Source organism: Neorhizobium sp. PAMB6716 (assembly GCF_058242805.1).
The window spans coordinates 2552245-2573500 of sequence record NZ_CM177835.1 but is presented as its reverse complement, the minus strand read 5'-3'; the positions used below and the strand labels follow the sequence as shown (position 1 = coordinate 2573500).

The 21256-nt window shown below is 61.7% G+C and carries 21 protein-coding genes; 14 read left to right on the top strand and 7 right to left on the bottom strand.

Features of this window, described 5'->3' with window-relative positions; genetic code table 11:
* Positions 1–7 precede the first annotated feature (7 nt).
* Together AC4CWH_RS12655 and AC4CWH_RS12650 are read left to right on the top strand one after the other, a co-directional pair.
* Entirely contained in the window at positions 8–1705 is a 1698-nt protein-coding gene (locus tag AC4CWH_RS12655; RefSeq protein ID WP_491319021.1) for a response regulator, read from the top strand.
* 97 nt (positions 1706–1802) lie between these two features.
* Complete coding sequence (locus AC4CWH_RS12650; RefSeq protein WP_491319020.1) at positions 1803–3161, top strand: putative bifunctional diguanylate cyclase/phosphodiesterase; 1359 nt, start codon at positions 1803–1805, stop codon at positions 3159–3161.
* Positions 3162–3280: 119 nt separating this feature from the next.
* Here the strand turns inward: AC4CWH_RS12650 and AC4CWH_RS12645 are convergent, their stop codons facing one another.
* The 5 genes from AC4CWH_RS12645 to AC4CWH_RS12625 all read right to left on the bottom strand — a co-directional run bounded on the left by AC4CWH_RS12645 (position 3281) and on the right by AC4CWH_RS12625 (position 7336).
* Positions 3281–3901: a PRC-barrel domain-containing protein gene (locus AC4CWH_RS12645; RefSeq protein WP_491282369.1), complete on the bottom strand. Its 621-nt coding sequence runs from the start codon at positions 3899–3901 to the stop codon at positions 3281–3283.
* A 207-nt stretch (positions 3902–4108) separates the two neighbouring features.
* A complete protein-coding gene (locus tag AC4CWH_RS12640; RefSeq protein ID WP_491319019.1) occupies positions 4109–4993 on the bottom strand; it encodes an SMP-30/gluconolactonase/LRE family protein in 885 nt (294 codons plus the stop codon).
* On the bottom strand, positions 4990–5628 hold the full coding sequence (locus tag AC4CWH_RS12635) for a 2-dehydro-3-deoxy-6-phosphogalactonate aldolase (RefSeq protein WP_491319018.1): 639 nt from the start codon (positions 5626–5628) through the stop codon (positions 4990–4992). Before AC4CWH_RS12635 ends, AC4CWH_RS12640 begins: the two co-directional genes overlap by 4 nt.
* Positions 5625–6563, bottom strand: a complete 939-nt coding sequence (locus tag AC4CWH_RS12630; protein ID WP_491319017.1) for a 2-dehydro-3-deoxygalactonokinase — start codon at positions 6561–6563, stop codon at positions 5625–5627. Before AC4CWH_RS12630 ends, AC4CWH_RS12635 begins: the two co-directional genes overlap by 4 nt.
* Entirely contained in the window at positions 6563–7336 is a 774-nt protein-coding gene (locus AC4CWH_RS12625; RefSeq protein WP_491319016.1) for an SDR family NAD(P)-dependent oxidoreductase, read from the bottom strand. Before AC4CWH_RS12625 ends, AC4CWH_RS12630 begins: the two co-directional genes overlap by 1 nt.
* Positions 7337–7502: 166 nt before the next feature.
* Here AC4CWH_RS12625 and AC4CWH_RS12620 point away from each other — a divergent pair, with 166 nt between their 5' ends.
* From AC4CWH_RS12620 to AC4CWH_RS12570, 11 genes are all read left to right on the top strand, one after another.
* Positions 7503–8288: an IclR family transcriptional regulator gene (locus tag AC4CWH_RS12620; protein WP_491319015.1), complete on the top strand. Its 786-nt coding sequence runs from the start codon at positions 7503–7505 to the stop codon at positions 8286–8288.
* A gap of 227 nt (positions 8289–8515) precedes the next feature.
* The gene (locus AC4CWH_RS12615) at positions 8516–9250 is read left to right on the top strand and encodes a helix-turn-helix transcriptional regulator (RefSeq protein WP_491282363.1); all 735 of its coding nucleotides are present in this window, start codon (positions 8516–8518) and stop codon (positions 9248–9250) included.
* A gap of 388 nt (positions 9251–9638) precedes the next feature.
* Positions 9639–10808, top strand: a complete 1170-nt coding sequence (locus AC4CWH_RS12610) for an Mrp/NBP35 family ATP-binding protein (protein WP_491319014.1) — start codon at positions 9639–9641, stop codon at positions 10806–10808.
* Positions 10809–10945: 137 nt separating this feature from the next.
* Positions 10946–11917 (top strand): magnesium transporter CorA family protein, encoded by a 972-nt coding sequence (locus AC4CWH_RS12605; protein ID WP_491282361.1) that lies wholly within the window; start codon positions 10946–10948, stop codon positions 11915–11917.
* Positions 11918–11932: 15 nt separating this feature from the next.
* Positions 11933–13846 (top strand): potassium transporter Kup, encoded by a 1914-nt coding sequence (locus AC4CWH_RS12600; RefSeq protein WP_491319013.1) that lies wholly within the window; start codon positions 11933–11935, stop codon positions 13844–13846.
* Between the two features lie 209 nt (positions 13847–14055).
* Positions 14056–15189 carry a cell wall hydrolase gene (locus AC4CWH_RS12595; RefSeq protein ID WP_491321425.1) on the top strand — a complete coding sequence of 378 codons (1134 nt, stop codon included), beginning with the start codon at positions 14056–14058 and terminating at the stop codon, positions 15187–15189.
* Between the two features lie 229 nt (positions 15190–15418).
* A complete protein-coding gene (locus AC4CWH_RS12590; RefSeq protein WP_491319012.1) occupies positions 15419–15769 on the top strand; it encodes an AtpZ/AtpI family protein in 351 nt (116 codons plus the stop codon).
* Positions 15770–15830: 61 nt separating this feature from the next.
* Positions 15831–16580 (top strand): F0F1 ATP synthase subunit A, encoded by a 750-nt coding sequence (locus AC4CWH_RS12585; RefSeq protein WP_491319011.1) that lies wholly within the window; start codon positions 15831–15833, stop codon positions 16578–16580.
* Positions 16581–16652: 72 nt separating this feature from the next.
* Positions 16653–16880, top strand: coding sequence for a F0F1 ATP synthase subunit C (locus AC4CWH_RS12580; protein WP_491282357.1), 228 nt, complete (start codon positions 16653–16655; stop codon positions 16878–16880).
* 79 nt (positions 16881–16959) lie between these two features.
* The gene (locus AC4CWH_RS12575; RefSeq protein WP_491319010.1) at positions 16960–17583 is read left to right on the top strand and encodes a F0F1 ATP synthase subunit B; all 624 of its coding nucleotides are present in this window, start codon (positions 16960–16962) and stop codon (positions 17581–17583) included.
* Positions 17584–17588: 5 nt separating this feature from the next.
* Positions 17589–18074, top strand: a complete 486-nt coding sequence (locus AC4CWH_RS12570) for a F0F1 ATP synthase subunit B (protein ID WP_491319009.1) — start codon at positions 17589–17591, stop codon at positions 18072–18074.
* Between the two features lie 411 nt (positions 18075–18485).
* Here AC4CWH_RS12570 and rnhB read toward each other — a convergent pair whose 3' ends face one another.
* On the bottom strand, positions 18486–19139 hold the full coding sequence (gene rnhB, locus AC4CWH_RS12565; protein WP_491319008.1) for a ribonuclease HII: 654 nt from the start codon (positions 19137–19139) through the stop codon (positions 18486–18488).
* A 312-nt stretch (positions 19140–19451) separates the two neighbouring features.
* Entirely contained in the window at positions 19452–20609 is a 1158-nt protein-coding gene (locus tag AC4CWH_RS12560) for a PA0069 family radical SAM protein (protein ID WP_491319007.1), read from the bottom strand.
* A gap of 131 nt (positions 20610–20740) precedes the next feature.
* On the opposite strand from AC4CWH_RS12560, the gene AC4CWH_RS12555 reads away from it, so the two are divergent.
* On the top strand, positions 20741–21253 hold the full coding sequence (locus AC4CWH_RS12555; protein ID WP_491319006.1) for a glycosyl transferase: 513 nt from the start codon (positions 20741–20743) through the stop codon (positions 21251–21253).
* The last annotated feature ends 3 nt before the right edge of the window (positions 21254–21256 follow it).

Below are 21256 nucleotides of genomic sequence, written 5' to 3'. Positions count from 1 at the left end.
TTCTGCGATGATTGAGACCGTGAAGATGAAGGGGCTTGCCGCCACCGCGCTGATGGAACTGATCGCCGATGCGATGTCGGGCGCCTTCCTGATCTATGATCGCGATGACACCATTGTCTTTGCAAGCCCGCAGGTCGTCGGTTTCCTGCCGGCGCTGTCGGCCGCACCGCAGCCCGGCACGCGGCTTCGCGATGTGCTGGGCCGCATCTACGACAAGGGCGGCTACAGCGCGGATCCGGAAGCCGGCCTGAAGGGCGACACAACCAGCAGCGGGGAGCGCCGCCGCATCAGCCGCGAGGACTGGATCGCCGGCGAGATCGCCGCCCTCTGGCGCGAGCGTTCGGAAACCGTGGTGCGCCGGGATGCCGACCGCTGGATGAGCCTCACACGGCGGCGCCTGCCATCCGGTTACGGCACCTGCATCCTGCGTGATGTCTCCGAACTGCGCCGGCGCGAGGATCAGTGGCGCACGGACCTCGAGCGGGTGCAGCTGACGGAAGAGATTCTCGATTCTCTGCCCTTTCCGGTGATGGTGCGCGATCGCAATCTCCTCTGCGTGGCCGTCAACAAGGCGGCAGAACGGCTCTATTGCCGCCCGGCGGATGAAATTCTCGGTCGCAGGGCCGATGAACTGCATGCTGCGGATCCGGCAGCCCATATCGACGCCGCCAACCGCCAGGTTCTGGAGACCGGCGTGCCGTTTTCCATCGGTATCCAGATCATTCTGCCGGAGGAACCACCGTCCTGTTATCTCATGCGCAAATTCCGTGTCGGCAAGCCGGGGCGTTATTACGTCGTGACTGTCATGGAGGATGTGGCCGAGTTGCTGGCGAATGGCGAGCAGCCGGAATGGAATTTCGCCGGTCTCGAGGGTGTCGATTTCATCGTCTCGGACATGCGCCGGCCAAAATCGGAGGGGCAGGCGGCGGAGGTCACGCCACCGGTGGACATGGCCGGACGCCGTGTTCTTCTTGTGACGGATGACGGCGCGGTGGAAGAGGAAGGCGTCTCGCTTTTGCTGCGCGCCGGTTTTGATGCCACCGCTGCCCGCAACGGCCGCGAGCTTGCCGCCGTGCTCGATATCACCCGCCAAAGGCAGGTGGTGGTCGATCTGGTGGTGGTGGATGCCGGCATGGATTTCGCCTGCCTGGAAGCCGCACAAGCCTGCGGCATCGACGTGCTGGTGCTGGAAGGGTTTCAGGTCGCGCGCGAACTGATCCCTTCCGTGCTGCGTCGTTTCCGCAATCCCCCGCCGGCACAGCCGGTGGCGGATGAGCAGTGGCAGATTTCCTCGGCCATGCCCGTCGATGTGCTGGTGGCGGAGGATAACGGCGTCAACCAGATCGTCTTTTCGCAGATCCTGGAAGGGCTCGGCTATCGTTACGCGATTGCCGCCGATGGCGAGGAGGCGGTGCGGTTGTTTCGCGATCTCCAGCCGCGCATCGTCCTCATGGACATCACGCTTCCGCGCCTTAACGGCTTTGAGGCAGCCTCGGCGATCCGCGAAATGGAAACGGTGGCCGGCACGGTGCCGATCATCGGCGTGCTGTCGCCTGCCGTCGAGGGAGACCGCGATGCCTGCTGGGCCGCCGGCATGAACGACGTGGTGATGAAGCCGCTCAGCCCCGACGTGCTGGAGGAAAAGTTCCGCCGCTACCTGGGAGACGAGAGCCCGGTGAAGCGACGGCGCGACGGGTTGCGTTAGGCGCGGGCTACAATACCCACAGTCGTGCTGCCATGTTTTATTAATCTTTCGCCAGCATTGTGCGCCAAGGCCAGAAATCTCAACGGGGCACGGGTTTATGAAGTCGGCGGGCGATCCGTTGCCAGACGTCAGTCAGAACGAACTGCAGGCGATGGCATACCGTGATCCCCTGACGGGGCTTGGCAATCGCTACCGGTTGCGCGACAAGGTGCGCCTGATTGCCGCCGAACGCGCCGATGATCCCGCCCCCTTCACCATCGGCATCGTTAACCTTGATGGCTTCAAGCCGATCAACGACCTGTTCGGCTCTGAAGCCGGCGACGAGATCCTCTGCCAGGTGGCCTATCGCCTGAAGGCCTGCATTCCCGATGGCGCGACGGTGACCCGCCACGAGGGCGACGAGTTTGCCGTTCTGCTGCCGCTGGTGTTTGAAAAACACAGTGCCGAACGGCTGGGGCAGATGATCAAGGACGTACTTTCGGCACCCTATGATCTTGGCGATCGCAATGTCCGGCTTTCGGCCTCGCTCGGCTTTGCCGTTTATCCCTTTGCCGGTGCCGAATTCGAGGAATTGCTGAAAAGCGCTGAAACGGCGCTTTATCGCTCCAAACGTCGGGGCCGCGGCCAGATCACCGTCTATTCGCGCGAAATTGCCCAGGAAATGAAGCGCTCGACGCAGCTGGAACAGGCGTTGCGCAATGCCATCATCGCCGATGCGGTGGAGGTGCATTTCCAGCCGATTGTGCGTATTCGCGATGCCTGCGTCGTGGGTTTCGAGGCGCTGGCCCGCTGGAACGATGCGGATCTCGGTTTCGTGTCGCCTGCCGTTTTCGTACCGCTTGCCGAAGAACGCGGCTTTATCGATGCCCTCTCGCATGCACTTTTGCGCAAGGCGGCGGAGGCAGCACTGTCGTGGCCGCGCGAGCTGTTCCTGTCGTTCAACCTGTCTTCCGCGCAGCTGATGGATACGGGCACGGCCGGTGCCATCCTCAACACACTGTCACGCGTCGGGCTCGATCCTGCCCGGCTGGAACTGGAGATCACCGAAACGGCCGTCATGACCTCGGCCGATACCGCCGAGCAGATCATCGCCGACCTTCGCCGGGCCGGCGTGCGCATCTCGCTCGATGATTTCGGCACCGGCCAGTCCAGCCTGGGGCGCCTGCGCGATTTTGCCTTCGACAAGGTCAAGATCGATCGGGCATTCATCTCCCGCATCACCACGGACCGTGCCTCCGAACATATCGTCAAGGCCATCATCGCCATGTGCGACGGGCTGAACCTCGAAGTGGTGGCCGAAGGCATCGAAGAGCGGGCGGATGCGGAAAAGCTGAAGGGGCTCGGCTGCGCCATGGGGCAGGGCTATTATTACGGACGGCCCGTCGATGCCGTCGCCACGCAGCGGTATCTCCAGCAACATTTTCGCGACCCCGGTAACCTCAGCGAAACCGCCTGACCTGTTGTGCTGCAACACGCGAAAATCACGCACGAAAAAGGGCGACGCCTGCGTGCCGCCCTGATCCGTTTCGCCTTCAAAAGCAATGCGTCCCTCGTTCCGGGACCCGCCGTAAAAGATTACGGCTGGGTGGTCGTCGACGGGGTTGTGGCACCGCCTGCAGCAGGCGCCGTGGTCGTTGCAGCGCCACCGGTCGAGGAGGTGGTGGTCCCATCCATCGTGCCGGATGTTGCAGCCGTATCCTGATCGTCAAGCGTCTTGAATTCCGGTGCAGCCTTCAGCGCGTCAGCCGTTTCGGTCGTCGTCAGACGAATGTCGTTGCTGTCGGCTTCACGGGTCACCGTGATCTTGTCCATGGGGACTGCGACGTCCTTCTGGCCCATGCCGAGGAAGCCACCGACGCCGACCACCGCTGCGACAATGCCGCCGTTTTCTTCGAGAATGAGGTCGGTCACGCTGCCGATGCTCTTGTCTTCGCCATTGTAGATCGACTTGCCGATATAGTCATTGGCGCTGATCTGGTTCTGAGCCTGTTCGGTCAGATATTCGCCGGTCATGCCAGCGCCTGCGGCGGACGTCGTACCGGTCGTGCCGGCGGCAGGTGCCGTCGTCGTCGTACCGGACTGGGTGGCCGGAGCGGCCGGCGAAGCCGGGGTGGCGGTCTGAGCAAGCGCGGGTGCGACTGCTGTGGAGGCCATCAGTACGGCAGCGGCTGCCATGGTGCTAAGGGTCTTCTTCATATCGTACCTACCTTTGTAATCTGTTTGTCTCTGGCGCTTCAAACTGTTGGCTCGTTGCGCCGGTTCGAGGAGAGAATGCATGGGGTAGGGGATGGTTCCGGAGGCATATGCCAAAAAAATAGGCGAAAACGCGGGAACGTTTTCGCCTGATCGTTGTTTGCGCCCGCCTTCGCGGGCTCTTTTTCGTTCGGCCTTCGCCGGCGCCTGCTAGAGCAGGTAGGCCGGTTCCTCGCGTCCCTTCACGGTGATGCCGAGATCGAAGAGGAAGCCGGCCTGCTTATCGGCGGCGCGTTCGGCTTCGCTTGCGCCTTCATAGGCGGTGGTCACGGCGATGCGGCCAAATTCCTTGCCGAAGAAGGCGGGGCAGGAGGTGCGGCTTGTCGGTAGCGCATAACGCGCCGCATGGCTGCCGTCGGGGCGGTAGCAATCCACGGCCGATGCGCCCCAGCGTGCGTTCCACACGTTGCCATCGCTGTCGCAGACGGAGCCATCCGGTCCGCCGGCGGTGCCGCTTTCGACAAAAACCTCGGCTTTGCCGGCGGGAAGGCCGGTTGCCGCATCGAGCGGCACGCGCATGATCTTGCCGATGCGGGTATCGGTGTAATAACCGGTCGCGCCATCCGGCGAAAAGCAGATGGAATTGGGAATGCTGACGCCGGCAAACATCCTTGTGATGACACCCTTGGCCACGTGATAGATGGAGCCCGCGCCATCTTCGGCCTTCAGGCCCATGGTGCCGATCCACAACGCGCCGCAGGGGTGAACCCTGCCATCATTGGAGCGGGTGCCCATATGGGCCGGTTCCAGCTCGCGGTAGGGTGTCAGCTCGCCGGTTGCGACGTCGCGGATGAAAAGGCCCTTTTCGGATGCCAGCAGCTGGCGTCCGGCATCGATGCGGGCGAGAACGCTGGCGCGAAACGGCAGCGCATGCACGCGGGCAGCCCCGCTCGTCACGTTCAACTCATGCAGTTCGCGTCCGAGAATGTTGAACCACCAAAGCGTGTCGGTTGCCGCATCATAGGTCGGGCCTTCGCCGAGTTCCAGGCCATGCGAGGAGAGAACCGTGCCTTTGAAATCGACCACCTGCGTCATGCGTGCGCCTCCATGGCCCGGTCATAGGCCTCGATGGTCATCATGGCCTTGCCCACCACCTCGGCAAGCGTCATGCCCGGCTTGTAGAGGCTGGAGCCGAGGCCGAAGGCGGTGATACCGCCCTTGATATAGTCGGCGAAATTGGCATCCGAGACGCCGCCAACGGCCGCGATCACGAGATCCTTCGGCAGCACGGTGCGAATGGCATTGATGCCCGACGGACCAAGCACGCTTGCGGGGAAAAATTTGAGGCCCGTGGCACCGGCACGCGCGGCGGCCAGCGCTTCGGTTGCGGTAAAGCAGCCGGGAAGCGTGACCATGCCCTTTTGGGCGGCAAGGGAAATCACCGCCGGTTCGACATTCGGGCTCACCATCAGCCGTCCGCCGGCGGCATCAAGCGAGGCGACATCCTCGACGGTCAGCACCGTGCCGGCGCCGATCAGGCAATCGGAAGGCGCAAGTTTTGCCGCGATCTCGATGGAGCGGAACGGATCAGGCGAATTCAGCGGAATTTCGATGGCGGTAAAGCCCACCTCGATCAGGCCACCGACAACGGCCTGTGTTTCTTCCGGCTTCAGGCCGCGAAGGATTGCGACCAGCGGCCGCTGCATCGGGGGAAAGGGAACGCGGGTCATGCGGGCATCCTTGCATCGGAGAAGAAAAGGGTTTGGGCGGCGGCGCCAAGGCCGTTGCGCACGGCAAGATCGGCATCCACCGTCTGGTAGCCAAGGCCAAGTGCCTCGAACGCGGCCTGGTAAAGGCCCTGCAGGCGGCCGGATGCCACCAGCTGGATCGTCTCCACGTGGCCACCGGCTGCAAACAGGCCACCGGCGATTTCCGTGCCGATCAGCGTGCCGGAAAGGCGCGCGGCCGCACTTGTCGCATCAAGCCCGTTCAGAAGCTGGCCGGAACGGGCGGTGAAGATGAGGTTGGTGACCATGGCAGGGGCGGAGACTGCCCGTTTGATCGCGGCCAGAAAGGCCGGGTGTGACCCGTCAAATCCTTCGGCACCGGCCATCGCATGTTTCAGGATCGACTGTTTTGACAAAACGTCAAACACTTCGCCGGTCATGAAGGAGGCAAAGCTCGTCACGCGGCTGTCTTCGACGTTCACCCATTTCGAATGGGTCCCGGGCATGCAGACCAGCTGCTTTCCAGAGGATGCGGTGCCGAGGGCCCCGAGCAACTGGGTTTCCTCGCCGCGCATCACGTCCGGTGCGTCCGGTGCGCGCTGGGCAATACCCGGCAGGATGCGGATGTTGCGGATCTGGCCGGGAACGGAAACGGCGCCTTCCAGCACCGAGGAGAGCGGGGCAGGGGCATTGGCATAACCGGCTTCCACCCAGCCCTGACGGGCGCCGGCCATGCCGCAGATGATGACAGGTGCGTTTTCGGGGGCGGAGACGGCGGCCAGATGCGCGTCAAGCACCGTGGCAAAACCGGTTTCGGCAGCCGTCGTCATGCCTTCGCCGCTGCGGCGTTCGGCCAGAATATTATGTCCGGCATCCATCAGCCAGAGCCTGAAACTGCTGGTGCCCCAGTCCACGGCGATATAGGTGGCCTCAGCCATCAGAGAGTTCCTCCATCTACGGTCAGCCATTGCGCCGTCATGCCGGCGGATGCGGTGGAGGCGAGAAACAGGCATGGCCCCACCATGTCTTCCGCCATCAGGCTGCGTTTCAGGCACTGGCGATCGATCATCGCGCTGATGCTTTCGTCTGTCAGCCACAATTCCTTCTGCCGCTCTGTCACCACCATGCCGGGCAGGATGGCGTTGACGCGGATATTGTCCGGCCCCAGCCGTCCTGCAAGGCTTTTCGTCAGCCCGAGAATGCCGGCTTTCGCCGTCGCATAACTCGGCAGGCTGCCCATGTTGAGCATAAAGGCGATGGACGACAGGTTGACGATGGCGCCGTTGCCATCGGCCTTCAGATGGGGAGCGGCGGCCTTGGCGGCAAAAAACATCTGCTTGATGTTGATCGCCTGGTTGTCGTCCCAATACTCTTCCGTCACGTCCAACAACTCGTGGCGGTCGTCCCAGCCGGCATTGTTGACGAGAACACCCAGCCCGCCACAGCGATCGGCTGCCGCCTTAACCGCTGCTTCAACGGCGTTCATGTCGCGCAGGTCGGCGTTGAGATAGGTCACCGGATGGCGGCTGTCGCGGTCAAGCTCCTTGACCAGCGCTTCACTCGGCTCATCCGCCCGGTCGATGAAGGCGACGCGGGCACCCTGACGGGCAAAGGCGCGGGTGAAGGCGGCGCCAATGCCCGAACCGCCGCCGGTGATCAGCACGCCACGGTCTTCAAGATCAGCAAAGCGGAAGGAGGGCGAAGGGCTCAAGGATATATTCCTGTTGTTCCATTATATGGAACCGAGTTTGACTAATTGGAATAAAGAGAATAAACCGGCGGACGTGTCAAGCCGCCTTCGCGGCCGATCCTCCTCAACAGGCGGGGACTGTCCATTGCCTCAATCATCGCCAGATCCTCATGGCCCAGCCGCGGACGTGGATGCGCAAAGTGCCGCTGGCGAAACGGGTACGCTCGGCAAGGCGGTGGCGCTGCTGGATCTGGTGGCACGTGCGGAAAACCCGCCGCGCTTTACCGATCTTTTAAAGCTCACCGGCCAGCCGCGCGGCAGCCTGCACCGGCAATTGCGGCATCTGGTGATGGAGGGATTAATCGATTTGTCGCCGGATGGCGTCTACACGCCGGGCCTTCGCCTGCTGCAATTTGCCTCACGCGCCTGGGCGCGCAATTCCTTTCGCCTGGTGGCCGAGCCGCATCTGACGCGGCTGCATGAGATAACCGGCGAGACGGTGCATCTCGGCGTGCTGCGCGACTGCGAGATCGTTTACCTCGACAAGATCGAAAGCCGGCAGGCGGTGCGCATGCATTCGCAGGTCGGAAATTCCGCGCCCGCCTATTGCACCGGCGTCGGCAAGGCCGCGCTCACCTGTCTTGATGATGCGGATCTCACTGCGCGCTGCGCGCGCATGGTCTTCCATTCCTATACACCGAGAACGCTTGTCCGTGCGGGAGACCTTATGGATGATATCGCAAATATCCGCGCCCGCGGTTTTGCCTTCGATCTGGAGGAACATCAGCCGGGCATTCGTTGCGTGGCTGCCGCCATTCACGCGCCGGCGGCGGGAATTCTCGGCGGCGTCTCGGTCACCGCGCCGGCTTTTCGGGCAGGGTCAGAGCAATTGGACGCCTGGGCTGAGCCGGTCTGCAGGGCGGCCAGCGCCATTGTCGCCGATATCGCCGGTCGGCTTGGCCCGCGGCGCTGAAAAAATCGACGAATTTTACGAAAACTCTCGAAATCCGGAACTGAGTGTTTGTCAAGTACAACCAATCATGGCATGATTGCGGCATGATGATTGCGGCCATGATGGCATCTACGCAAGACCGGCCTGTTGGTTGCCGGCTCGATGTCACCTCGAAGCTTTCCTGACGCCTGAACATCGGGCAATCGGTGGGTGCGTCGGGGACGCTCTAACCAAGATTGTCATGCAAGATGGATAAGACCGAAAGCTTCGATGCCACCTATTCCGTGGCCGCCCGCGTGGCGGAACTGAAGTCCCTTCAAACGCAATTCGATATTTTCCGTTTCATGCGCCGCATCACCGAAAGTTACGGATGCCGCATGTTCATCGTCTGCGAACTGCCCTCGACGACAACGCTGGAGCTTTCCGGCAATACGATCATCACCAACTGGCCCTCCGAGCTGATGTCGAATTTCGATCAGGCGGGCCTTTTACAGACAAGCCCCATTCTGCAGCGCCTGCGCAGTGCCACGCTGCCGGTGACCTATACGATGGCGGAAATCGCGCTGGCGCGCGGCGGCGACATGGTCTCCTGCGAATTGTTTCAGCGTTTCGGCATGAGCGGCGGCGCATTTTTCCCCGTGCATGATGCCGCCGGCAAGCGTGGCACTGTTGGTTTCTGCGGCGACGGCGTGATGTTTACCGTGCAGCAGATGGTGGAGCTTCTTTATCTGTCAGTGCATGTCTACCAGCGCCTGGCTGAGATCCGCGATATCGACATCAAGGTGGCCGAGCAATTGAGCGACCGCGAGATCGATTGCCTCAACTGGACCTCTGCCGGCAAGACCAGTGCCGAAATCGCCGAGATCCTGACCTTGTCGGAACACACGGTTAACCATTATCTCAATCGTGCCACGAAGAAGCTCGATGCGGTGAACCGTACGCAGGCGGTTGCCAAGGCATTGCGGATGAAATTGATCGCCTGAGAGGCAGTTCAGGCGGCCTTCTGTTCATCGCGGCTTATCTTTTAATCATGGCCGTCCGCCAAACCTGCTTCCAGGCGGATATTTTTGCCTCCTGGGGGCAGAATAGCCCGGTTTTCCAACTGGCATGCATCCTGCATCCTCTCCGGCAGGTCCAGAGGGGACTGAAAAAAGCGTCCCAAGAGGCGCATTCAACAAAAGCCGTCGTCTGAGCTTCGCGCGTCGTCAAGACTGCGGCAGGCTTCAGGCGGCGGCTTTAATACTTGTTGCCCGCGCCCGGATGCACCACCTATAAGTCCGACCGGATGAGCCGCGCCAGATATCCCGCAAGACCCAAAGATCTTGCACGGGAAGGGGGCTGGCGTTGATGCACGGGGCAAGGGAGTTTGACATGGCGGATGTGACCAAGGATATCGTGCTTGCAGCGCTGTCGCGCGTGCGCGGACCGGACCTGGAAGGCGATATCGTGTCGCGCCACATGGTGTCGGATGTCTTCATCGCCGATGGCAAGGTCTATTTCTCCATCACCGTTCCGGCCGAGCGCGCCAAGGAACTGGAACCGTTGAGGATTGCCGCTGAAAAAACCGTGACCGCCATCGACGGCGTCCGCGGCGCGCTGGTGACTTTGACGGCAGACCGCAAGGCCGGTGCCGCGCCCGCAGCCGCACCACCCCGGCCGCAGCCGGCGCCCCATTCGCACGGTGGCCATTCCCACGCACCGCAGGCCGCTGGCCCGGCGCAGCCGCAGCGTCCGCAAAAGGCTGGCGTCCCCGGCGTCGGTGCCATCATTGCGGTGGCCTCCGGCAAGGGCGGCGTCGGCAAATCCACCACGGCCGTCAATCTGGCGCTCGCCATGATGGCAAATGGCCTGAAGGTCGGCCTGCTGGACGCCGATATCTACGGCCCCTCCGTGCCGCGCCTGTTGAAGATTTCCGGCCGTCCGCAGCAGATCGAGAACCGCATCATCGTGCCGATGGAAAATTATGGCCTGAAAACCATGTCGATGGGGTTTCTTGTGGACGAAGAAGCAGCCATGATCTGGCGCGGACCGATGGTGCAGTCGGCGATCCTGCAGATGCTGCGTGAAGTCGCCTGGGGAGAGCTGGATGTGCTCGTCGTCGACATGCCCCCCGGCACCGGCGATGCGCAATTGACGCTTGCCCAGCAGGTGCCGCTTGCCGGTGCCGTCATCGTCTCGACCCCGCAGGATCTCGCCCTCATCGATGCCCGCAAGGGCATTGCCATGTTCCGCAAGGTGGAGGTGCCGCTGCTCGGCATCGTCGAGAACATGAGCTATTTCCTCGCCCCCGATACCGGCGCGCGCTACGACATTTTTGGTCATGGCGGCGCGCAGGCGGAAGCCAACCGCATCGGCGTGCCCTTCCTCGGTGAAGTGCCGCTCACCATGGATATCCGCGAACGCTCGGATGCGGGAACACCGGTTGTCGTGTCCGATCCCGACGGCGCTTCGGCAAAAATCTACCGCGATATCGCCACCCGCGTTGTCCAGGAATTGACGGGCATGAAGCCGCGTCCGGCCCCTGCAATCGTTTTCGACTGACAGCCTTCCGATTCGTTTCGCTTGCATTCATCAGTGACTGGTCTTATACGCCCGTCTCGCTTGGGACGGGGGAACTGCATGTTGGCCCTTTACGTTCAATTGTGTCGGTCGATCGGGCGCCGGCGCGGAGACGCTGCTTGATCAATGCCTATCGTGCCAATGGCTCCCATACGGTGCTTGCCCCGGATATGTCCGCGGCTGCCTTGCCTTCCGATATCGTCTGGATCGATCTCGTTGCGCCCTCGCGCGAGGAAGACCGGCATGTGGAAGACCTGCTTGGTATCGACGTGCCAACCCGCGACGACCTGAAGGACATCGAGCCGTCCAGCCGCCTCTACATCGAGAAGGATGCCGTCTACATGACGGCCTCGCTCGTGCTGAAGGCCGATACGCGCGATCCGCAGTTGACCGATGTCGCCTTCATCCTCACCGGCAACCGGCTGGTGACGGTGCGTTATGCCGAGCCAAAATCCTTCAACCTGTTCATTGCAGCGCTCGGGCGCGCACCGGACGAGGCTTGCGACGGACGGCTGCTTCTGGCGCATCTTGTCGAAACCATCGCCGACCGCACCGCCGAAATCATCGAAACCGTGGTGGCCCGCCTCGATCGCCTGTCCGGGGATATCTTTCGCGCCGGTGACGGGCGCCGGCCGCCAAAATTCCTCGAGCGCAAGCTGGCCGAAATTGCCGAATGTCATCGTCTCGTCGGCAAGGTGCGCGATAGTCTCGGCTCGTTGTCGCGGCTTTTGTCCTTCATCCTCAACGTGCCGGCCGTTCATGATGACGGCAAGGTCGGTTCTCTCTGCGGCACGGTGGCCAAGGATGTCGCGACGCTGTCTGAACATGCAGCCTTCATCGCCGGCAACATTTCCTTCCTGCTCGATGCCTCGCTCGGCCTCATCAATGTCGAGCAGAATTCCATCATCAAGATCTTTTCGATCGCCTCCGTGGTCTTCCTGCCGCCAACGCTGGTGGCGTCGGTCTACGGCATGAATTTTCGCGCAATGCCCGAACTGGACTGGACGTTTGGATATCCGATGGCGCTTGTTGCCATGTTGATCTCTGCCATCGTTCCGTTTTATTTTTTCCGCTGGAAGGGCTGGCTTTAAGCGCCAGGAAACCGGATGTCACACGCAGCTGACGACCACATCTCCGAAAACAAGAGCCTCAAACATTTCCTCGCGCTGACGCTGGGATCCGTGGGCGTCGTTTATGGCGATATCGGCACGAGCCCGCTTTATGCCTTTCGCGAGGCGCTGCGCCCGGTGTCGGCCGATGGCGTTACCCAGATGGAAATCATCGGCATCATCTCGCTGATGATCTGGACGTTGACGATCATCGTCACCATCAAATACGTGCTGTTTCTGCTGCGCGCCGATAACCACGGCGAAGGCGGCACGCTGTCGCTTCTGGCCATGCTGATGAAGACGGCCGGCGGCAACAAGGCGGTGCTGATGATGCTCGGCCTCATCGGCGCGGCACTTTTTCTCGGCGATGCGATGATCACGCCGGCGCTGTCGGTTCTATCCGCCGTCGAGGGCCTGAAACTGGTCACGCCGGCTCTCAGCGAAGCCGTGCTGCCGATCTCCATCGTCATCCTCATCGGGCTGTTTGCCATCCAGTCGCAGGGCACCGGCCTTGTGGCGCGTTTTTTCGGGCCGATCACGCTGGTCTGGTTCATCGTCATGGGCGCCGGCGGCATTGCCCATATTTCCGATGACCTCAGCATCCTGAAAGCCTTTAATCCGCTTTATGCGGTCACTTTCATGCTGGACGAACATTTTGTCGGCGTGGTCGTGCTCGGCGCCGTGTTTTTGACCGTCACCGGGGCTGAAGCGCTTTATGCCGATCTCGGTCATTTCGGCCGCCGGCCCATCCAGTGGGCGTGGTTTGTGGTGGTGTTTCCGGCGCTGACGCTGAATTATCTCGGCCAGGGCGCGCTGGTGCTAAAACATCCGGAAGCCATGGAAAACCCATTCTACCTGATGTTCCCCAGCTGGGCACTGCTGCCGGTGGTGATCCTTGCGACCGCGGCCACCATCATCGCCAGCCAGGCCGTGATTACCGGCGCCTTCTCGCTGGTGCGCCAGGCGATCCATCTCGGTTACCTGCCGCGCATGGAAATCCTCTTCACCTCGGAAACCAATACCGGGCAGATCTTCCTGCCTGGCGTCAACATGCTGCTCCTGATCGGCGTTCTGGCGCTGGTGCTGGGCTTTGAAAGTTCCGATGCGCTGGCCACCGCCTATGGCATCTCGGTCACGGGCGCCATGGTGGTCACCACGATGATGGCCTTCGAGTTCGTCCGCGCCCGCTGGCGGTGGCCGCGCATCGTGGCAGCGCTTGCGCTGGCTCCGCTTCTGGCGCTGGAACTGGTCTTTCTCGGCGCAAACCTTTTAAAGATCCACGATGGCGGTTACGTGCCCGTCATGATGGCGATCTGCTTTACCGTGATCATGTGGACATGGAAGCGCGGCACGGCAATTCTGGCGGAAAAAACCCGCCGCTCCGACGTACCGCTGGCAGCCTTTGCCGCCTCGATCGAAAAATCGATCAACGGCAAAAGCGCCCATGCCCCCGTCAGCGTGCCGGGAACGGCAATTTTTCTCACCAGCGATCCGGAATCGGCCCCGGCGGCGCTCATGCACAATCTGAAGCACAATCACGTGCTGCATGAAAAGAACGTCATCCTCACCATCAAGACGGTGAACAAGCCACGCGTCTCCCAGGAGCATTGTTTCCATGTGGAGAAATTTTCCGAGCGCTTCACGCTGATCGAGCTGCGCTTTGGCTTCATGCAGTCGCAGAACGTTTCGCAGGCCATTGCCTACCTGCGCAAATGCGGCCTGAAGTTCGACATCATGTCGACCTCCTTCTATCTCGGCCGCCGCAAGCTGGTGCCGGATGCCGAATCGGGCATGCCGATCTGGCAGGACCGCCTGTTCATTGCGCTTGCCAATGCCGCAACAGACCCGTCCGATTATTTCCACCTGCCGGCCAATCGTGTGGTGGAGCTAGGCTCGCACGTCATCATCTAAGGCGGTCATTCCTGCGCCCGTCTTAACCATGTGGGGAGGACGGGCCTGTCCACCCGTGCCCGCGGGCGACAAAAAGCCCGCAAAGCCTGGAACATCCGGGCCGTTAACCCTCCATTTAGGTTAATATCAGATCCTTCGCGCATACCAGTTGACGTGTTGGAGTTGCGGCTGTGCGTGGCAAAACTATCAAGCGTGGATCATCCACGCGTATGGACCGGTGGACATCACCGGCACTGTTCGGTCTTGCCGCCTGGCTGATCTTCCCGTCGCTTCCGGCCAAGGGCGATCTCGCAGACCTGCTCGCCGGCTTTGACCGCAGTGGCAGCCAGTGGCGCATGGTGCTGACCGATTCGCCGGCAGGCTCGCTGCATGCGGCAGAACTTGCCTTTCCCGAAGGCGAGGAGCGGCTGGCAAACGATGCCGGCATGACCATGGCCGATGGCCGCAAGATTGCTTTTGCGGGCGCCACCAAGAATGTCGAACAATCCACCGACGAAGAGCGCGTCAACCGGGCGGCCAAGGCCGGCCGGGTGATCGCGGTGGAGCGGATGCAACCGCCGAAGGATTTTACCGCAGGCTCGGTCTTGCAGCGGCAGAGTTCGCTGCTGTCCCCGCCCGGCAAGCCGGGTGAGCTTGTGGCCTTTGCCATGCCGCCAAAGCCGAAGGACGACATCAAACTTGCCGCCTTCTATTTCCGCAAAAAGGACGAGGCGCCGCGCGAACCGGCGCTCTCGCCGATGGTGGCCGGCCTTGTAACCAATTCCCATGCCGATATTCTGGCCACCGCCTTTGCGCCGCAGAAACCGGATTTTTCGCGCCAGTCGCCGTTCGATGCGATTCTCACCAAAAAGCCGGAGGAGGGTCGCTTCGTGCCGGAAATCGGGCCGAAGGACCATGCCTGGGCCGCAACCGCGCTTCCAGCCGCCGTGTTTTCGCCCGCCGAACAGCAGTGCCTGTCATCAGGCATCTATTTTGAAGCCCGCGGCGAATCGGTGAAGGGGCAGGCGGCCGTCGCCCAGGTCATTCTGAACCGGGTGCGCAATCCGGCCTATCCGAAAACCATCTGCGGCGTCGTCTACCAGAACGAGGACTGGCGCAACCGTTGCCAGTTTTCCTTCGCCTGCGACGACATCAAGGACCGCATCCGCTCCGAAGACCACTGGAAAATGGCCCGCGAGGTCGCTCTGGCGGTGACGGCGGGCAAGATCTGGCTGCCGGAAGTGGGCTCTTCCACCCATTATCACGCCGTTTATGTGCGCCCCAAATGGGCCCGCAGCATGGAGAAGGTTGGTCGCATTGGCCTGCACATCTTCTACCGCACCTATGGCGGCGGATGGAGTTGAAATGTGTGATTTGCTCAACAACCGATCACGACTTCATCAGGTTGTGACTTAAACGATTGAATTTCCCCATTAAATTAGTTCTGGATGAGCGCCCTGTGCTGCCTTGACTATGGGTTCGCGCAAAACTATGGTGCGCCGACTTCAAAACGGCCGGAAGGCGCTTATTCCCGGGCTTCGAGAGAGGCTTTGACCTCTGGTCAGGGCAACGGAAGCTTGAAGGGGGGATTAAGTGACGGAAGACCGCGACGATAGTCTTGAGCAGCGCCGCAAAAATCTGTCCGCCAAGCTTGCGGACAGGCAAAAGGGCGATGCAGCGGAAAATGCGAAGGAAAAGAGTTCCGAGGAAAGCCGTAAAGGCATGGCTCTGGGGCTGAAGATCTCTTCGGAATTTATCGCTGCCATCGCTGTCGGTACCATGCTTGGCTATCTTCTCGACCGTTTTGTCGGCACAACGCCGTGGGGGATGATCATTCTTCTTCTCCTTGGTTTCTGTGCCGGAATACTGAACGTTCTGCGTGCGCTGGGCATGGTTGCCCAGCCTGGTCCCTTCAAGGACCAGAGCGACAAGGACGGCAGTTGAGACTGCAGACTAAGATAATCCGTCGATTGCGGCGGGTGTAAGGAAGAAAGAAGGTAGAGCGGTGGCCAACGATCCGACGCATCAGTTCCAGGTCTTCAAGATCGTCCCGATCGAAATCGGGGGCATCGACTTCTCGTTCACCAATGCGTCGCTGTTCATGGTTGCGACCGTCGCGGCTGCGTCCGGCTTCCTGTATTTCTCCACCGCCAATCGCGGTCTGATCCCGACGCGCATGCAGTCGGTTGCGGAAATGTCCTATGAATTCATCGCCTCGATGCTGCGCGAAGGCGCCGGCAGCCAGGGCATGAAGTTCTTCCCCATGGTGTTTTCGCTGTTCATGTTCGTGCTGACGGCAAACCTGCTCGGCATGTTCCCCTATTTCTTCACCGTCACCAGCCAGATCATCGTCACGTTTGCCTTGGCGCTCTTCGTCATCCTGACGGTTCTGATCTACGGTTTCTACAAGCACGGCCTGCACTTCCTCAGCGTTTTCGCGCCAGCCGGCGTGCCCAAGGTGCTGCTGCCGCTGGTCTCGTCCATCGAGATCATCTCGTTCCTGTCGCGCCCGATCAGCCTTTCGGTTCGTCTGTTTGCCAACATGCTCGCAGGCCATATCACGTTGAAGGTGTTTGCCGGTTTCGTCGCCTCCATGAGCGCCATGGGCGCACTGGGCGTCGGTGGCGCGATCCTGCCTCTCTTGATGACGGTCGCCATGACCGGTCTCGAATTTCTCGTGGCCTTCCTGCAGGCATATGTCTTCGCGGTACTGACTTGCATGTACCTGAATGACGCCGTGCACGGCGGTCACTGAGAATATAGTCGCGGGTCCCGGCCTCTCCGGGTCCTCAAAATGCCGCAACAACCATTTCGAAGGAGTATCCATATGGACGCGGAAGCAGCAAAGTTCATCGGCGCAGGTCTCGCATGCCTCGGCATGGCTGGTACGTCGCTGGCACTCGGCCGTATCTTCGGTGATTACCTCACCGGCGCACTGCGCAACCCCTCTGCTGCCGACAGCCAGTTTGGCCGTCTGGTATTCGGCTTCGCCGTTACGGAAGCTCTGGGCATCTTCTCGCTGCTCGTTGCTCTCCTCCTCCTGTTCGCTGTCTAAGAGCGGCCTGGAATTGGGATCACGGCCGTCTTAAAAAGGCGCGCCGTGATTCTTCGTATTTGAATACCCCTTGGAGGTGATGATGTTCGTGACACCGGCATTCGCGCAAGGCGCGCCGGCCAATGGCGATCCGAATGCAGCAACCGGCACCGCGCCGGCGGCCGAAGTGCATACTGAAACCGGTGTTGCGCACGATGCGCATGCAACCGGCGTTTTCCCGCCCTTCGACCATACGACCTATTCGTCGCAGCTGCTGTGGCTGGTCATCACCTTCGGCTTTTTCTATTGGATCATGCAGAAGGTGGTCGTGCCCCGCGTTGGCGGCATTCTTGAACACCGCCATGACCGTATCGCGCAGGATCTCGACGAGGCCTCGCGCCTGAAGGCGGAAGCAGACGCTGCCGTCGAGACCTACGAGAAGGAACTGGCAAGCGCTCGCGCCAAGGCCGGCACGATTGCCGAGACCGCCCGTGAAGCTGCCCGCGCCAAGGCCGCCGCCGACCGCGCCGCCATCGAGACGGAACTGTCTGAAAAGATTGCCGCCGCCGAAGCCAGCATCGCAACGATCAAGGCGCAGGCCTTTGCCGAAGTGGGTGCCATTGCCGAAGAGGCAGCCGGTGCCATCGTTGAGCAGCTGATCGGACCCAAGGCCTCGGCCGAGGACGTCCGGGTCGCCGTTGCCAGCGCCAAAGTGGAGGCTTGATCACCATGGCATTTGACGCAACATTCTTTGCCCTCGTCGGCCTCATCCTGTTTTTTGTGCTTCTCGCCTATGTGAAGGTGCCGGCCATGATGGCAAAGGCGCTCGACAAGCGCGCCGACAACATCCGCGACGAGCTGGACGAAGCCAAGCGTCTTCGCGAAGAAGCCCAGGCGCTGCTCGCTGAATACCAGCGCAAGCGCAAGGAAGCCGAAGCGGAAGCTGCAGGCATTCTGGCATCGGCCGAACGCGAAGCCGCGATGCTGAGCGAAGAAGCCCGCCAGAAGACCGAGGAATTCGTCGCCCGCCGCAACGCGCTCTCGGAACAGAAGATCCGCCAGGCCGAAACCGACGCCATCAGCGCCGTGCGCGCCGCAGCCGTCGACATCGCCATTGCCGCTGCCGAAAAAGTCATCGCCGCCAAGGCCGATGCCGGCGCCCAGCAGGCGCTGTTCGCCGACACGATCAGCCAGGTTAAGACCCGCCTCAACTGAGGGTTGGCGATTTCTGGAATGTTTTAAAAGGCCGGGCTTTTGTCCGGCCTTTTTGCGTTTCGGGCGGCGGCCTCCGGCTGGCGTTGCGCCAGCCGCCCCCTCATCCGCCTGCCGGCACCTTCTCCCCGCGGGGGAGAAGGGACGAGCCGTCGCCGACCTTCCGGAAAGCCGTAAACTGATTCTCCTCGGGCCCTCCGGCATTGGTGTGCATCCAACGCCAGCGGTTCGCTTCTCCCCTTGGGGAGAAGGTGGCGCGTCGCGCCGGATGAGGGGGCGGCTGGCACGGCGTTGACGTCCGAGTCAGACAACGAACGCATCGTCGGTCTCACACGTTTGGCAATGCAGATACCTCAACGTCAGGCGGTGAGGCCGTATCCCAACATCACCCTGTTCACATCGGTCGCAAAAACCTCAATCCTTGCGCAGCGGGCGAAAGCTCATGCGGTGGAGCGGGCAGGGGCCTGATGTGTCGATGGCGGTGCGGTGGCGGGCCGTTCCGTAGCCGGCATGCGCGTCAAAGCCATAGGCGGGGTAAACGAGGCCGGCGCGGGTCATCATGCGGTCGCGGGTAACCTTGGCGATGATGGAGGCCGCCGCAATCGAGACGGAGCGGGCATCGCCTTTGATGACCGCCTTGCCGGAGCAGGAGAGGCCCGGCGGCACGTCGCGACCGTCGGCGAGAACAAGGGCGGGCGCAACCGCCAACCCGGCAATGGCGCGGCGCATGGCATCGAGGCTGGCGCGCAGGATATTCTTTTCGTCGATGTGTCGCGGCCCGGAGGCGGCGATGGCGACATGGGCCGTGGCGAGGATTTCCTCGAACAGATGTTCCCGCTGTTTCAGGGTGAGCTGTTTGGAATCGTTGAGACCGTGCGGAATCCGTTCCGGATCAAGAATGACGGCGGCGGCAACGACTGGACCTGCGAGCGGCCCACGCCCGGCCTCGTCGGTGCCGGCAACCGGCCAATGGCCGGCCTGTCGTGCCGCAAGCTCCAGGCTGAAATCCGGAACGAGAGGAACAAGGTCGAAAAGGCTCGGAGAATCGGGTGGCGTGCTCTGTAACATGCGGCGGAAACTCGCACGCGCACCCGATCTCCTGCAAGCCCCGGCAAAGCGCTGATTGCGGCATCGCTTGATCCGCCCAAGGGGAGGGGCGGGCCGGGGGTGTTCAGCACGGATTGAGGCGGTGGACCGTGCCGAATTCTCATTTTCACTCAACGTCGCGTCCGCTATCGCTCCCGGTCGCTGGCCTTGATCAGGCGGATGCGTCCAACATTGCCAGTCCGTCAGCGTTTCTGCCTCTGGGGCCAAGTGCTGGAGCGCGCCATGGATACGTATGGTCGTATTTCTCCAACAACCGTCGTGCCTCAAAAAAGATCACAGCAGCGACAGCTGGATGCCGGTGCCGGCCGGCGGAACAAAAAGATCGTCGCGCAGCTGGATGCCGCGACGGCCAAGGCCGAGGCGCTTGGTGGCGAGTTCAAAACGCCGCGAGATCTGCCAGGCATAGGGGCCGGCCCCTTTCATGCGCTTGCCGAACTCGGCGTCGTAATCCTTGCCGCCGCGCATCGAGCGCACCAGCGACATCACGTGGCGGTAGCGATCCGGGTAGTTGCGCAGCAGCCAGTCGCGAAACAGCGGGCTTACCTCCAGCGGCAGGCGCAGCAGCACGTAACTTGCCTCGCTCGCACCGGCCGCCTTTGCCGCATCCAGAATGCGTTCGATCTCGTGGTCGTTCAGCGCCGGAATGACCGGGGCAACGAGAACGCTGGTGGGAATGCCTGCCGCCGTCAGCTTGGTGATCGCTTCCAGTCGCTTTACCGGTGTCGAGGCGCGGGGCTCCATGCTGCGGGCAAGCTTGCCGTCGAGCGTCGTCACCGAGATGCCCACCTTGGCCAGCCCCTTGGATGCCATGTCGGACAGAATATCGATGTCGCGCGTTACCAGTGCCGATTTGGTGACGATCATGACGGGATGATTGGCCTTGGCGAGAACCTCAAGGATCTGGCGCATCACCCGCCATTCCCGCTCGATCGGCTGATAGGGGTCGGTATTGGTGCCGATGGCGATCGTGCGCAGCTTGTAGTCGGGACGGCTCAGTTCCCGTTCCAGCAGCTTTGGTGCATCGGGCTTGGCAAACAGCTTTGCCTCAAAATCGAGACCTGCTGAAAGCCCCATATAGCTGTGCGTCGGGCGGGCAAAACAATAGATGCAGCCATGCTCGCAGCCGCGATAGGGATTGATCGAGCGGTCGAAGGGAATATCGGGAGAATCGTTGCGGCTGATGATCGTGCGCGGTTTTTCGATCTGCACTTCGGTCTTGAAGGGCGCAAGCTCTTCCAGCGTCTGCCAGCCGTCGTCAAACACTTCGCGGCGTTCCGTCTCGAAACGGCCGCTGGGGTTCAAGCCGGCGCCACGTCCACGCCTGCGGTCGATCTCGATGCGCAACCCCGAGGTTTCCACCAGGGCGTCGGCAATATCTGCCGTATGGGCAGGCGCAAAAGCGTCCTGCCGCAGCTGGTTCAGCTCGTTCATGGAAGACTCCTCGGCGCCGATCTCGTAATCACCGTGACCTCATTGGTAATGGCAAAAAGAGAACATTGCAAGAACAAAATCGCTGTGTCAGTTTTGTGGCAATTCCTGTTGCGATGCGGTAAGCATTGGGAATGCTGAGCGTGCTGATGGAATGCCATGACCAGGAGACCCAACTGGCCCAGACCTTGTCTGTGCTTGTGGCGGGTGCCGTGGAGGGGTTGGTGAGTGACGTGTCCGTGCTCGATCACGGCTCGACGGATGCCTCGGCGCGCGTGGCGGATGCGGCCGGCTGCCGGTTTCACACCGGCTGGAATATCGAGGATGTGTTGCGCTCCACCAGGGGCGAATGGCTGTTTCTCATCGAGCCCGGCGCGCGCCCGCAGATCGGCTGGATCGATGAGGTGGCCGAGCATATCGCGCTCAACCGTCATCCGGCGCGGTTTTCGCCGTCGCGCAACCATCGCCGTCCGCTTTTGTCGCGGCTGGTTGGTTCGGCAAAACCGCTGGAGCAGGGGCTGATCGTGGAAAAGAGCAAGGCACTGGCGCAGGCGCGTGCGGGCATGCGGTTGTCGGATTTCGCGAAGGCCCAAAAAACCTTCCGGCTGACCAGCGAGATGGTGCCGGCCTGGGCCGCGCGCAGCTGACGG

Excerpts from the sequence above, each read along its gene's own strand:
- AC4CWH_RS12655 (WP_491319021.1), top strand. The coding sequence starts at position 8 with ATGATTGAGACCGTGAAGATGAAGGGGCTTGCCGCCACCGCGCTGATG.
- AC4CWH_RS12650 (WP_491319020.1), top strand. The coding sequence starts at position 1,803 with ATGAAGTCGGCGGGCGATCCGTTGCCAGACGTCAGTCAGAACGAACTG.
- AC4CWH_RS12645 (WP_491282369.1), bottom strand. The coding sequence starts at position 3,901 with ATGAAGAAGACCCTTAGCACCATGGCAGCCGCTGCCGTACTGATGGCC.
- AC4CWH_RS12640 (WP_491319019.1), bottom strand. The coding sequence starts at position 4,993 with ATGACGCAGGTGGTCGATTTCAAAGGCACGGTTCTCTCCTCGCATGGC.
- AC4CWH_RS12635 (WP_491319018.1), bottom strand. The coding sequence starts at position 5,628 with ATGACCCGCGTTCCCTTTCCCCCGATGCAGCGGCCGCTGGTCGCAATC.
- AC4CWH_RS12630 (WP_491319017.1), bottom strand. The coding sequence starts at position 6,563 with ATGGCTGAGGCCACCTATATCGCCGTGGACTGGGGCACCAGCAGTTTC.
- AC4CWH_RS12615 (WP_491282363.1), top strand. The coding sequence starts at position 8,516 with ATGGATAAGACCGAAAGCTTCGATGCCACCTATTCCGTGGCCGCCCGC.
- AC4CWH_RS12610 (WP_491319014.1), top strand. The coding sequence starts at position 9,639 with ATGGCGGATGTGACCAAGGATATCGTGCTTGCAGCGCTGTCGCGCGTG.
- AC4CWH_RS12600 (WP_491319013.1), top strand. The coding sequence starts at position 11,933 with ATGTCACACGCAGCTGACGACCACATCTCCGAAAACAAGAGCCTCAAA.
- AC4CWH_RS12595 (WP_491321425.1), top strand. The coding sequence starts at position 14,056 with ATGGACCGGTGGACATCACCGGCACTGTTCGGTCTTGCCGCCTGGCTG.
- AC4CWH_RS12580 (WP_491282357.1), top strand. The coding sequence starts at position 16,653 with ATGGACGCGGAAGCAGCAAAGTTCATCGGCGCAGGTCTCGCATGCCTC.
- AC4CWH_RS12575 (WP_491319010.1), top strand. The coding sequence starts at position 16,960 with ATGATGTTCGTGACACCGGCATTCGCGCAAGGCGCGCCGGCCAATGGC.
- AC4CWH_RS12570 (WP_491319009.1), top strand. The coding sequence starts at position 17,589 with ATGGCATTTGACGCAACATTCTTTGCCCTCGTCGGCCTCATCCTGTTT.
- rnhB (WP_491319008.1), bottom strand. The coding sequence starts at position 19,139 with ATGTTACAGAGCACGCCACCCGATTCTCCGAGCCTTTTCGACCTTGTT.
- AC4CWH_RS12560 (WP_491319007.1), bottom strand. The coding sequence starts at position 20,609 with ATGAACGAGCTGAACCAGCTGCGGCAGGACGCTTTTGCGCCTGCCCAT.
- AC4CWH_RS12555 (WP_491319006.1), top strand. The coding sequence starts at position 20,741 with ATGCTGAGCGTGCTGATGGAATGCCATGACCAGGAGACCCAACTGGCC.